The following is a 12,520-nucleotide window of genomic DNA, read 5'->3' on the forward strand; positions in this document are numbered from 1 at the left end:
TTCTTGTCTGGTTTGATTTAGATCAAACCTTGTTTAAATACGCGTGTTTTTCAGACAAATCCTACAAGAAATGGTAACTAGTCCTACAGAAGAGCCATCACAAGTATTCGAACAACGTTAAGTTACGGTATCAAAAGGGCTTTTAACTCTGCCGTGTTGGCCATGCAAGCTGAATGAACTGATGAATAAGCGGATTCAGGTCCGGCTGTCTCGGCAGGACGAGGAATTGATCGACATGACGATCGGTAACGGTCGATCCGGAGCGCATGACCGGGCAGGCTCGGACCGGGGCGGCCACCGTCAGCGGTGGCAACGCCTCAATCTGGATAGGGACAGTCGGCTGACAGCGCAGGCCGATCAGACCGAAGGAGCCTGCCCATCGGCTGCCGCCAGCTTCTCGCGGGTGCGGCGCAGGTCCGGATGGTGCGGGGCGAGCACGCGCTGGCGGATGTCGAGCGCGCGCCGCAGGCGGGGCGCGGCCTGCGCGGCATCGCCTTGCGCCAGGTACAGGGCGCCCAGCGCGTGCAGGGTACCGGCCACTTCCGTGTGCGCCGGACCAAGATGGCGCTCGCGCAGGGCAAGCGCACGCTCCAGGTAGGCCCGGGCCTGCTCGTACTTGCCCTGATGGGTCAGGATGGAACCGAGCTCGTGCAGGCTGAAGGCCAGGTCGAGGCTGTCCGGATCCAGCAGTTTCTCGCGCAGGCCGAGCGAGCGCTGGCACAGTGTGTGCGCTTCGTCGTGGCGCCCCATCGCGTTGTACAGCGCGCCGAGATTGTTGAGCATGATCGCGGTACGGAAATGTTCCGGGCCGGAGAGCTCGGTGACGATCGCCAGCGCGCGCTGGAAGGCCGCCTCGGCCTCCTGGAACCTGCCCTGGCTCTGGTAGAGGGAGGCCAGGTTGTTGAGCCGGGTGGCGACCGTCGTGCCTTTCGCCCCCTCGCGCGCCTCGGCGATCGCAAGTGCCTGCTTGTAGAGCGGTTCGGCGGGTTCGAAATGCCCCTGCGACCAGTAGACCGATCCCAGCCCGGCCAGCGCGCGGGCCAGGCCGGCCTCGTCCTTCGGCTTGGCCGACTCGTGCGCGGCCAGCATCCGCTGCAGTGCGGCCTCGGCCTTGCCGAACTGCTCGGTCCAGCTGTACAGGGTCGACAGCTCATCGAGGACGTCGAGCACCTGCGCGTGTTCGCGCCCGAGCGCCGGTTCGCGCAGCGCCAGCACGCGCAGGTAGTAGGCCTCGGCCTGGGGATAGCGGGCCTGGTTGAGCTGATTCCTTGCCAGCGCCATCAGGGCGCGCGGGACTTCCTGGGCAGCCGTGTGCGGCAGGCTTTCCGCCAGCGCCAGCGCCTGCTCGAGCGGCGCTTGCGCGGCCGCGAACCGTTGCTGCATGTCGAGCGCATGCCCCAGCAGCGCCGCCAGCATGCGCACCTGCTCGCGCTGGCCGGCTGCACGCCCGGCGGCCGCCAGTCCACGCCGCGCCAGCGCTTCGGCTTTCGCCGGCTTGCCGAGGTCCGTATAGAGTTTGCCGACGTCGACGAAGAATCCGAGGTCGCCCTGCGCGATGGCCTCGGCGAACAGGGCTTCGGCCCGGGCCTCTCCGGCTGCGCCGCGCACGCCGTCGGCGTACAGCCGCGCGATGCGCGGCTTCGCCTCGTCCCACTCGCCGGCGAGCGCCTTTTCGTACCAGTCGAGCGCCAGGGACGGGTCCGCCGCCAGCCCGGAACCGGTCTCGTGGTAATACCCCATCCGAAACTGTGCGCGCGGCTTGCCCTGGCCGGCGGCCTGGCGCATCAGCGCGATGCCCTGTTCGACGTTTTTCGGCACGCCCCGGCCCGTCATGAGCATCTCGCCAAGACTCGTCTGCGCATGCATGTCGTTCTGTGCAGCTGCCTTGCGGTACCACTGCGCCGCCTCCACGGGGTCCTCGCGTACCCCTATCCCCTCGTCGAGGGCATTCCCGACGTGGTTCTGCGCGTCCGCATCGCCTCCCTCGGCCGACTTGCGGAACCATGCGTAAGCCTGCGCGTCGTCCTGCTCCACGCCACGGCCGTGCTGGTAGGCCAGTCCAAGGTTGAATGCGGCCGCGCTGTCGCCTTGCGCCGCCGCCATGCGGTACCAGCGCAGGGCCTCGGGCATGTCCTCCGGCACCCCGTAGCCCCTTTCGTAGAGGTAGCCCATCGACACCTGGGCACTGGGATGTCCGCGTGCGGCCGCTGCCCGGAACATGTCGGCCGCACGGCGGTAGTCCTGCTGCATGCCGGTCCCGTTCAGGTAGGCCAGGCCCAGCTCGTTGAGACTGTCCGCTTCGCGCTGCGCGAGGCCCTGCTCCTGTTCCTGGGCCTGCCCGGCAACGGCAGGGGGATCGGCTGGCGCCCCGGCGCCAGCCCAGCCGGAACAGAGGACGAGGAAAGAAGCGAGGACGGTGGTCTTGCGGCGCATGGAATAAAAGTCAAACAATCGTTCTTCAAGTTTGCCATAGCGAAAGCAGCGCTGAAAGAAATAGTTCTCCGCAGAACATCCATGGCAAAGCGCTTGTGTTTGCGTGGATCGTCTACGCATCGCGCCAGGAAGCGCCACATGTCAATGACAAAATCCATGCACGACCCGCGCATGGCCGAATTCATGAAACCCGAGAACATGCCTTTCGACGGCAAGCGCCTGATCTGGGGCGGCTTCGAGATGGTGGTGAACCGTCAGGCCCGTCGTCCAGGCGCATTGCCGGCGATCGGCAGCATGGGTTAGCCAGGGTACGGTGAGCAGCGGCAAAGCGCCTTAAGCTGCACCCATGGCAAAGGATGCATCACCTCGTAAGCTGTACACGATGAAACGCATGTCGATTGCACTGGCGCGCGCTTCCATCGCAAGGCCCTTTGGTCCGGCAACGGACCAGGCGCTGCGCTGGGCTGCCGCCTGGGGCATGGCGGCCGGCATCCGCACGCCGCATACGCCGCTACGCCTGCGGCGCGACACGCTGGCCGGCTCGGGAGGCAGATAAGCTTCGGTAAAAAAAGAAAAGCCCGCTCCTCTTTCGAGGAACGGGCTTTCGATCAAGCCATACGAGACGGTCGACGATCAGAACGGGATGTCGTCATCCATATCCGAGAAGTTCGGTGCCGGGCGCTGCGGCTGCGGACGGGCTGCCGGTGCCGGTGGGGCCTGGCGCGGGGCCGGGCGCTGCGGGGCGTCGTAGCCGCCGCCGTCATCCATGCCCATGTCGTTGCCGCCCATGCCCTGGCGACCGCCCAGCATCTGCATGTTCTCTGCGACGATGTCGGTTGCGTAGCGCTCGATGCCGTCCTTGTCCGTGTACTTGCGGGTCTGCAGGCGGCCTTCGACGTAGACCGACGAACCTTTTTTGAGGTACTGGCCGACGATCTCGGCGAGGCGGCCGAAGAACGAAATGCGGTGCCATTCGGTCAGCTCTTTCTGCTCGCCGGTGTTGCGGTCCTTCGACTTGAACGAGGTGGCCACCGCGATGTTGGCGATGGCGTCGCCGCTCGGCATGTAGCGGATTTCCGGATCGCGGCCCAGGTTGCCGACGATGATGACCTTGTTAACTGATGCCATGGTGTGACTCCTTCAGGTGTTGTGAGCCCTGGCTCTGCACAAGACTAAGCGCCAGGGAACTAGGTGATGCAGCACGATATTATGGGGCCGAAAGGCCGCTTCTAAAAGAAGATTTTGTTGGGCTGAGTCAGCGTCAGGACGGGCGAAAACGCAGCACCGAATGGTCGTCGGAGAGGTTCAGGCCAGGACGCAGATTTTTTTTCGGATTCTGAACGATTTGCCATTGAAGCCAAGCCTAAACGGCTCACATACAGGCGACTGGTATTGTCGATTTGCCGGAATGGCATATCAGGCTGACAGCGATGGTACACCAAAGTACTGGATGAATGTACAGCCGGAACAAAAACACGCTACACTAGCAGATTCCCCTCGATCGGCCCGCCCATCGCGACAGTTTCGTGCGCGGCCCCGCAAAACTTATTGAAAGCCTGCCAAAATTAATGGAAGAAATTCGAATTCGTGGTGCCCGCACTCACAATCTCAAGAATATCAACCTTGACCTGCCGCGCAACAAGCTGATCGTCATCACCGGCCTGTCGGGCTCGGGTAAGTCCTCGCTCGCTTTCGACACTCTGTACGCCGAAGGCCAGCGCCGTTACGTCGAATCGCTGTCGGCCTATGCGCGCCAGTTCCTCCAGTTGATGGAAAAGCCGGACGTCGACCTGATCGAAGGTTTGTCGCCGGCCATTTCCATCGAGCAGAAGGCGACCTCGCACAACCCGCGCTCCACGGTCGGCACCGTCACCGAAATCCACGACTACCTGCGCCTGCTGTACGCCCGCGTGGGCACGCCGTATTGCCCGGACCACCCGCACGAGCCGCTGGCCGCGCAGACCGTGTCGCAGATGGTCGACACGGTGCTGGCCATGCCGGAAGGCACGAAGCTGATGATCCTGGCGCCGGTCGTGGCCGGCCGCAAGGGTGAACATTCCGACCTCTTCGCCGGCATGCAAGCCCAGGGTTTCGTGCGTTTCCGCATCCAGAGCGGCGTCAATCCCGCAAAGATCTACGAGATCGACGAGCTGCCGAAACTGAAAAAGACGGAAAAGCATTCGATCGACGTCGTCATCGACCGCGTCAAGGTCAATGCCGAGATCAAGCAGCGCGTGGCCGAGAGTTTTGAAACGGCGCTGCGCCTGGCCGACGGCCGCGCCGTCGCCTATGAAATGGACACCGAGAAGGAAACCATCTTCTCGAACAAGTTCGCGTGCAACGTCTGCGGCTATTCGCTGCAGGAACTCGAGCCGCGCCTGTTCTCCTTCAACAACCCGATGGGCGCCTGCTCGCAGTGCGACGGCCTCGGCCACATCGAGTTCTTCGATCCGAAGCGCATCGTCGCCTTCCCCAACCTGTCGCTGGCCTCGGGCGCGGTGAAGGGCTGGGACCGCCGCAACCAGTTCTATTTCCAGATGCTGTCGAACCTGGCGGCCCATTACGACTTCGACCTCGACAAGCCCTTCGAGCAATTGCCGAAGACGGCGCAGGATGCGGTCCTGTTCGGTTCCGGCAAGGCCTCGATCCCGTTCACCTATGTGAACGAGCGCGGCCGCACGGTGATCCGCGAGCACACCTTCGAGGGTGTCGTGAACAACCTGCAGCGGCGCTACCGCGAGACCGACTCGATGGCGGTGAAGGAAGAACTCGCCAAGTTCATCAACGAAAAGAAGTGCCCTGCCTGCGAAGGCGCGCGCCTGCGCACCGAGGCGCGTTTCGTCAAGATCGGCCAGGGCGCCCAGCAGCGCGCCATCTATGAAGTGTCGGACAAGCCGCTGCGCGATACGCTGGAATTCTTCGAGACGCTGGAGCTGACCGGCGCCAAGAGGGACATCGCCGAGCGCGTGATCAAGGAAATCGTCGCGCGCCTGAAGTTCCTGAACAATGTCGGCCTCGACTACCTGTCGCTCGACCGCAGCGCCGACACCCTGTCCGGCGGCGAGGCCCAGCGCATCCGCCTGGCCTCGCAGATCGGTTCCGGCCTGACCGGCGTCATGTACGTGCTCGACGAGCCGTCGATCGGCCTGCACCAGCGCGACAACGACCGCCTGATCGGCACCCTGAAGCACCTGCGCGACATCGGCAACAGCGTGCTGGTGGTCGAGCACGATGAAGACGCGATCCGTACCGCCGACTACATCGTCGACATGGGTCCGGGCGCCGGCGTGCATGGCGGCCAGATCATCGCCGAAGGCACGCTCGAGCAGATCATGAACAACGAGCATTCGGTGACCGCGCAATACCTGGACGGCCGCCGCAAGATCCACGTGCCGAAGAAGCGCACCGCCGCCAATCCGGAGCGCCAGCTCGTCATCACGAATGCGACCGGCAACAACCTGAAGGGTGAAACCTTAAAACTGCCGGTCGGCCTGATGACCTGCGTGACCGGCGTCTCCGGTTCGGGTAAATCGACGCTGATCAACGACACGCTGTACCCGGCGCTGTCGCGCCACCTGTACGGCTCGCAGACGGAACCGGCGCCGCACGACGCCATCTACGGCCTGGAACACTTCGACAAGGTGATCTCGGTCGACCAGGCGCCGATCGGCCGCACCCCGCGCTCGAACCCGGCCACCTACACCGGCCTGTTTACCCCGATCCGCGACCTGTTCGCGACGGTGCCGACGGCGAAAGAACGCGGCTACAGCGCGGGCCGCTTCTCGTTCAACGTGAAGGGCGGCCGCTGCGAAGCCTGCCAGGGCGACGGCGTGATCAAGGTCGAGATGCACTTCCTGCCGGACGTGTACGTGCCTTGCGACGTCTGCCACGGCAAGCGCTACAACCGCGAAACCCTCGAGGTGCACTACAAGGGCAAGAGCATCACCGAGGTGCTGGAGATGACGGTCGAGGACGCGCACGAGTTCTTCAAGCCGGTGCCGGTGATCGCGCGCAAGCTGCAGACCCTGCTGGACGTGGGCCTCGGCTACATCAAGCTGGGCCAGAGCGCGACGACCCTGTCGGGCGGAGAAGCGCAGCGCGTAAAACTGTCGCTGGAACTGTCCAAGCGCGATACGGGACGTACGCTGTACATTCTGGACGAGCCGACCACCGGCCTGCACTTCGCCGACATCGACCTGCTGCTCAAAGTCATCCACCGCCTGCGCGACCAGGGCAATACGCTGGCCATCATCGAGCACAATCTGGACGTGATCAAGACGGCGGACTGGATCGTCGACCTCGGTCCGGAAGGCGGCGCCGGCGGCGGCAAGATCGTCGCCACCGGCACGCCGGAAGAGGTGGCGGATAATCCGGCCAGCGTGACGGGCAAGTATCTCAAGCCGCTGCTGAATCAGTAAGCGCATCGATGGATGGAAAAAGGCAGAGCTGCGGCTCTGCCTTTTTTTTCGCGGTGATACATCGCGGCGGGATCATTCGGCACGACATCGGAGCCGGCGCGTATCACCGCGTGGAGTCGGGACTCCGGTGAAGCCGTGGAGGAGGCCACTGGCCTCCTCCACCCCTACGTCAACTAACGGGTGCGCTCGGGATTGGTTTCCTTGTTCGCCTCCTTGCCCGACGAAGTCGTGCCGCGCGTTCCGCTGGCGCCCATGCTCGCCGCGCCCTTGCCGCTGGCAGCATTGGCCAGGGCCTGGCGCAGGGTGGCGGCCTGGGGATTGGACACCTTCCCGCTCAGGACATCGCGTGCAGCCACCTGGCGCCGGTAATAGGCCGAGGTTTCGTCTTCGTCGTAATCGACGTCGGCCACGGCAAGGGCCGCGCCCCCGAACAGGCCTTCGGTGTCGGCCCAGGCCGTGATGTTGCCCCAGCCGGCAGCGCCCGCCCCTTTTTTCGACCAGTCCACCAGCGTCAGGCCGGCATCGGCGTTCAGGGAAAATTTGTTGTTCTGCATGAAGCTGTTGAGTGCCTTCTGGTCATTCAGCACGAAGGCAATAGCGCCTGCTTCCGCGCCGGCCTGCGGTCCGATGCTGACGCCGCCATAGTTGTAGAAGGCCGGATTGCTCCAGCTGTCGCCCTGGCGTACCAGCAGCACGCCCGCGCCGCCGCGCGCGCCGATCCCCAGGGCCGCGTTGCCGTAATCGGGCACGACGAATACCCCTTTCGAACGCTGCAACAAGGTCCGCATCTCGGGATTCGCCTGCATCTGCTGCACCACCTCGACCGCCTTGCTGACGTGCTCGATCCCTTTCTTCATTTCCTTCGCCTGGCGCGCCGTGCCCGGTGTGCCGGCCTCTTTCGCCGCGCCGACCTGTGCACCGGCAATCCCGGCCGTTCCGGCCAGCAGTACGGCAAGCGAAGTCGCAAAAAGCTGCTTCATGGTCGCATTCATGGCTTGTTCCTCCATCAGGTAATGGGCTCGAAAAGCCTAATCCAGAGGCCGACCGGGGAGCGCCAGTTTGACAACGGGCAGCATCGCCATGCTACAGTCCTCGCACCTCATCGTTCAGGGATCCCGGCATGACCGACCTTGCGCTCGCCATCGTCCACCACCTGCTCGTGTTCGGCATTGCGGCCGTGCTGGCGGCCGAGCTCGCGCTGATGCGGCCGGCCGCCATGTCGCCGCAGACCGTGCGGCTGCTGGGGCGCTTCGACGCGGCCTACGGCATGCTGGCGCTGGGCATCCTCGCCGCAGGTTTCATACGCGTCTGGTACGGCGCCAAGGGGCCGGATTTTTATTTGCACAACCACGCGTTCTGGGCCAAGATGGCCGCCTTCGCCGTGGTCGGCCTGGTCTCGATACGCCCGACCCTGCGCATCGCGGCCTGGCAAAAGAAGCTGAAGGCCGATGCCGCCTTCGTGCCCCCGCTGCAGGAAATCGGCGGGCTGCGCCGGCTGCTGCTGGTCGAGATCCACGTCTTTGCGCTGATCCCGATTTTCGCCGCGGCCATGGCGCGGGGCATCGGCTACCACTGAAAGGAACGGACAACAACCCATGCGCTTACTCATCATCGGCAATTCCGGATCCGGCAAATCCTGGCGCGCCCGGGCGCTGGCCGCGCAGCACGGGCTGGTCCATCTCGACCTCGACACGATCGTCTGGGAGCCGGGGCAGATTGCGGTCCCGCGCGCGCCGGAACAGGTGCAGGCCGACCTGCTGGCCTTCGTGGACCGCCACGAGCGCTGGGTGGCAGAGGGCTGCTATGCCGACCTGGTGGAAGCGGCGCTCCCCCACTGCAGCGAGCTGGTGTTCATGAATCCCGGTCTCGAGACTTGCCTCCAGAACAACCGCCGCCGCCCCTGGGAGCCGCACAAGTACGCGTCGATGGAAGCCCAGCAAAGCAAGCTGGCCTTCCTGCTCGAATGGGTGGAGGGGTATTACACGCGCGACAATGCGATGTCCTACGTCCGTCACCGCCGGCTGTTCGACGGGTTTACGGGCGCCCGGCGCGAAGTGACGGGCCCGGAATAAGCCCTGCCCTGCCGTTCATGGCTGCTGCTGGGCCCCTTGCGCCTTCAGGCGCAGGTCCATCCAGACGCAAGTCGCCGTGCAAGTGAATCCGGCGGACGCGGGATCGCTGACGTTATACGACCAGCGTTCGAGCGTGCCCTGGTAAGTGACCTGGCACAGGCCCTGCGGCGGCAGGCGCACCGAGGAGAGGAAGCAGGCGTTCGCATTCGCGGAATCGGGAATCTGCTTCCAGGTGCCATGGGTCGATTCCTTGAGGGACACGTGGCGCACATTCGTGGTCACGAGCTCGAACTGCGCGAGCATTTGCTGGAGCATGACCTTCTTGTAGTTTTCCGCAATCTGCCGCGACCGCTCGGCCTCGGCGGTCACCTGCGCTTCCAGGCAATTCAGGGCGGCCTGGATGTCCCCGATCTTGCCGATCGTGTCGATCCTCTCTCTGCAATCGCCTTGCGCAGCGGCGCCTGGTGCCCATCCTGCCAGGACACAGGCCAGCAGGCCGGTCGTGATGCGCGACTTCATTGGCCACCTCCCCTTGTTATTGTTTACCGAACAGACAGTTCGCACTGCGTTCGCTGACCACGGGATTGTTGCAATTGTTGGACGCTGCGGCAGCCGGCCTGGTAGCGGGCGGAGTCTTGCGTGCATGAGCAGGCGCCCTGGTCTTGCCGGCGGTCGCCGCTTTTGCAGGCCCATCCCGGCCTTGCGCCGCCTGCTCGCCAGCCTTGGACACGACCTGCGCAGCGCTGCTGTCCGGCTCGGCTATAGCGGGCGTGCCGGCTACTCCCGATGGCGCGGCCGGGATGGTGTTTGGTGCGGCGTTTGGTCCGGCGTTTGGTATGGCGTCTTGCGGAGCGGCCGGCCCGGCTGGCGGCGCCGATGGAGGCGGCACCGTAACGGCCGGCGCCGGCGCCGGCGGCGTGCTTCCCCCTGGGATGAACCGATCGACGCCGATCGCAAGGGCCAGCACCACGGCCAGCACGCCAGCGGCCGATCCGTACATGAAGAACTGTTTGGTGCGCGGCGCCACGGCCGGCATCTTGCCGGGCGCCGGCCTGGAAGGCGCCGCATTGCCGCCGGTTGCCGGAACGCTTTGCTCCCTGGTTTCCGGCTCCAGGGAAAATGTCGGCACGACGCCTTTCGGCTGGACCTTCGGCGGGGGCCCGGACTCCTTCAGGATCGGCTCCAGCTTGGGCGGTGGGGCCTGCTTCTTCGGCGCGGCCTTTGGCGAGCTCGCCTGGTCGACCGGCTTTGGCGCCGGTTTGGGAGGCGCAGGCTTGTCCGCCTGGACCGCCGGGGCGATGGCTGGTGCGGGCGGCGGTTCCGGCCTGACTGGCGGCGCAGGCTGTTCGGCCTCCACTGCCGGCGCGGCCGGCTTTGCTGCCGGTTTCACTGGCGGCGCAGGCTGGTCGGCCTCCCCTGCCGGCGCGGCCGGCTTCGCTGCCGGCTTCACCGGCGGCGCGGGCTGTTCGGGCGCGACTTTCCAGACGGTGGCTTGCCCGGCCGGCGGCGGCGTGACGGGCGGCGCTGCTTCCTTCGGCGGAATCTTTTCCGTGCGGTCCTGCGCGCTCCCTTCCGGTTCCGGGTTCAGCGGCGCGGTAAGGTCCTTCGGCTCGGCCTGCGATCCGACAGCCTGTGCATCGCGGCCCGGTCCCGGCCTGAGCGTGGTGTCCCTCGCCCGCACCGTCCTCGGCTTTTTCTTGTCGGCCGGGGGCGCTTCCGGCGGCAGCGGCGACGCGTCCTGCTTCGACTGGACCACCTCCTTGATTTTCTTGCGCTCGGCACCCGGTTCGACGCGGGACGTGCTCGTCCTCGCCGCGGTGTCCCTTGGGCGTTTCCGCTCCTCGGGGATCGCTGCAGGGGTTGCGGCAGAGACCGGAGCCGGGATTGGAGCAGAGACCGGAGCAACAACCTGGGCAGGCATCGGAGGAGGCACCGCCGCGGGCATCGTCGGCGGGTTCGCCCCACGGTGCGCGGACGGTTGAAACAGCTGGCCGCTGAGCGCGCGCATGTAGAGGACGGGCGTGCCCCATTCGATGGGATGGCCGTTCCCCTGCATGCGCAGCCGGGCTTCGGTGAGTGAGGCGTCGACCGCGCCGATCTCGACCAGGTCGCGGTAAAAATAGCGCGTAAAAATCATGGCGGCGTCGTCCGTGATCGACGCCTGCATCGCCACCACGGCAGGCACCCCCTGGCGCAGGAATCCCTGCGCCAGCCCCGAGAACGGCACATCCTGGGTGATGGCGCCGGAACAGGCATTCAATACGATCAGCCGCGGCAGGGCCCCGCTGGGAAAGGCCGAGCGCAGGTGGGTCGCCTCCATCTCCAGGCCCTTGCCCGACTCCTGCTCGAGTATCAGCGCCCCGGGAATGCCGTGCCCGACGAAGTGAAAAATATGGGCGCCGTAATGCCGCAGCGAATCTCGCAGGTTGTCGAAGGTGCAGCGGCCCGGCACGCGCCGCAGTTCCAGCTGGCCGGCGGTGATCGAGGGTTCGAGCGCGTGGCATAGGATTTCCCACTCGCGCGCGATGTCGAGCCTGGGGTGGTCCGTGGGCGAGGACAGGGCGACCAGTACCCGCAAGGGTCCCTCGACCGTGATCGGCGGAATCGGCTGCGCGACCGGCAGGTAACGAACCAGGGGCGTGTGCTCCCTGACGGCCAGGAATTCCCTGCCTTCGGTGTCAAATAAAAACTCCCAGGGCCGCATGTGCAGTTCGCTGTCTTCAGGCAACCGCAGGCGGATGCGCAGCCCCTTGCCTTCACGGAAAGACGCGTCGAGCGAGGAGCGGAACAGGTGTTCGATATCGCCGGAAAACACCGCCTCGAACAGCTTGCCGCCAAAGTCCTCGATCGTGCCGGCCTTGCCGGAACGGACGCGACGCTGCCTGAGTCCGCCATAGATTTCCCCGAGCAGTTCGTTTTCCGCGTCGGCGTCGAAGGGCCACTTGATGTCGATGAAGGGACAGTCGCCCTGGGGCGATTCGAGCACGCGCGCGCACAGCCGGTCACCTCCGTGCGGACAAATAATTTCCAGATCGAAGTTCTGATAAATCATCGCAATGCCAATGTGATCCGGGAAAGCGCGCCATGCGTCGGTTCGAAGGAAGGCAATATGGGTTTAGACAGCGGCACGCGGGGAAGGTGCGTTTGGCGAGCGCATGGTGAACAGCCCCCTCCCAGGGGACTGTTCAGGACGGCAGGCAGCGTTCCTGCTTGTCCTTATTTCGGTTTCCAGACCATCTTGATCGCCAGGGTGGCGTTGGTGCTGCTGGCTGCAATCACCGCGCCGATCCGGACATCGAAGCTCACGCCGAATTCGACTTCGACCGTGTCCGGCAAGGCCGCCAGGTCGCCGCAGGCAGTCAGCGCCGCTTCGGCCACCGGGCGGATGACCGACAGCGCGTCCCCAAGCGACTGGCCGACTTTTTCCGTGAAGGGGGCAAGACCGCCGCCGCGCATGACGCTGCCCGTGGCGGCCTCCTGGGATTCGACGACCACCGTGCCACCGCCGGGCACATTGAACTCGATAAGCTTGTTCATGGAAATTTTCCATCCCAAATGAAAAAAGGGATAGGCGGCTGCCTATCCCTTTCCTGCTTC

The 12,520-nt window shown here is 65.1% G+C and carries 11 protein-coding genes; 5 read left to right on the forward strand and 6 right to left on the reverse strand.

Features of this window, described 5'->3' with window-relative positions; translation table 11 throughout:
• Window positions 1–357 precede the first annotated feature (357 nt).
• A complete protein-coding gene (locus tag ACWCIA_RS16510) occupies window positions 358–2,451 on the reverse strand; it encodes a tetratricopeptide repeat protein (RefSeq protein WP_454164997.1) in 2,094 nt (697 codons plus the stop codon).
• 120 nt (window positions 2,452–2,571) lie between these two features.
• On the opposite strand from ACWCIA_RS16510, the gene ACWCIA_RS16515 reads away from it, so the two are divergent.
• Window positions 2,572–2,736, forward strand: coding sequence for a hypothetical protein (locus ACWCIA_RS16515; protein ID WP_454164998.1), 165 nt, complete (start codon window positions 2,572–2,574; stop codon window positions 2,734–2,736).
• An 88-nt stretch (window positions 2,737–2,824) separates the two neighbouring features.
• On the forward strand, window positions 2,825–2,989 hold the full coding sequence (locus ACWCIA_RS16520; protein WP_454164999.1) for a hypothetical protein: 165 nt from the start codon (window positions 2,825–2,827) through the stop codon (window positions 2,987–2,989).
• A gap of 77 nt (window positions 2,990–3,066) precedes the next feature.
• Here the strand turns inward: ACWCIA_RS16520 and ssb are convergent, their stop codons facing one another.
• On the reverse strand, window positions 3,067–3,561 hold the full coding sequence (gene ssb, locus ACWCIA_RS16525) for a single-stranded DNA-binding protein (protein ID WP_454165001.1): 495 nt from the start codon (window positions 3,559–3,561) through the stop codon (window positions 3,067–3,069).
• A 440-nt stretch (window positions 3,562–4,001) separates the two neighbouring features.
• Here ssb and uvrA point away from each other — a divergent pair, with 440 nt between their 5' ends.
• The gene (uvrA, locus tag ACWCIA_RS16530) at window positions 4,002–6,851 is read left to right on the forward strand and encodes an excinuclease ABC subunit UvrA (RefSeq protein WP_454165003.1); all 2,850 of its coding nucleotides are present in this window, start codon (window positions 4,002–4,004) and stop codon (window positions 6,849–6,851) included.
• A 173-nt stretch (window positions 6,852–7,024) separates the two neighbouring features.
• Here uvrA and ACWCIA_RS16535 read toward each other — a convergent pair whose 3' ends face one another.
• Complete coding sequence (locus ACWCIA_RS16535) at window positions 7,025–7,831, reverse strand: lipid-binding SYLF domain-containing protein (RefSeq protein WP_454165005.1); 807 nt, start codon at window positions 7,829–7,831, stop codon at window positions 7,025–7,027.
• Between the two features lie 140 nt (window positions 7,832–7,971).
• On the opposite strand from ACWCIA_RS16535, the gene ACWCIA_RS16540 reads away from it, so the two are divergent.
• Window positions 7,972–8,427 (forward strand): DUF2214 family protein, encoded by a 456-nt coding sequence (locus tag ACWCIA_RS16540; protein WP_454165007.1) that lies wholly within the window; start codon window positions 7,972–7,974, stop codon window positions 8,425–8,427.
• Window positions 8,428–8,446: 19 nt separating this feature from the next.
• The gene (locus tag ACWCIA_RS16545) at window positions 8,447–8,923 is read left to right on the forward strand and encodes a hypothetical protein (RefSeq protein WP_454165009.1); all 477 of its coding nucleotides are present in this window, start codon (window positions 8,447–8,449) and stop codon (window positions 8,921–8,923) included.
• A gap of 15 nt (window positions 8,924–8,938) precedes the next feature.
• Here ACWCIA_RS16545 and ACWCIA_RS16550 read toward each other — a convergent pair whose 3' ends face one another.
• The 3 genes from ACWCIA_RS16550 to ACWCIA_RS16560 all read right to left on the reverse strand — a co-directional run bounded on the left by ACWCIA_RS16550 (window position 8,939) and on the right by ACWCIA_RS16560 (window position 12,460).
• Window positions 8,939–9,442: a hypothetical protein gene (locus ACWCIA_RS16550; RefSeq protein WP_454165011.1), complete on the reverse strand. Its 504-nt coding sequence runs from the start codon at window positions 9,440–9,442 to the stop codon at window positions 8,939–8,941.
• A gap of 16 nt (window positions 9,443–9,458) precedes the next feature.
• Window positions 9,459–11,975: a CHAT domain-containing protein gene (locus tag ACWCIA_RS16555; RefSeq protein WP_454165013.1), complete on the reverse strand. Its 2,517-nt coding sequence runs from the start codon at window positions 11,973–11,975 to the stop codon at window positions 9,459–9,461.
• A 164-nt stretch (window positions 11,976–12,139) separates the two neighbouring features.
• Window positions 12,140–12,460, reverse strand: a complete 321-nt coding sequence (locus tag ACWCIA_RS16560) for a CU044_2847 family protein (protein ID WP_454165015.1) — start codon at window positions 12,458–12,460, stop codon at window positions 12,140–12,142.
• Window positions 12,461–12,520 lie beyond the last annotated feature (60 nt).

The organism is Massilia sp. SYSU DXS3249 (genome assembly GCF_053668055.1).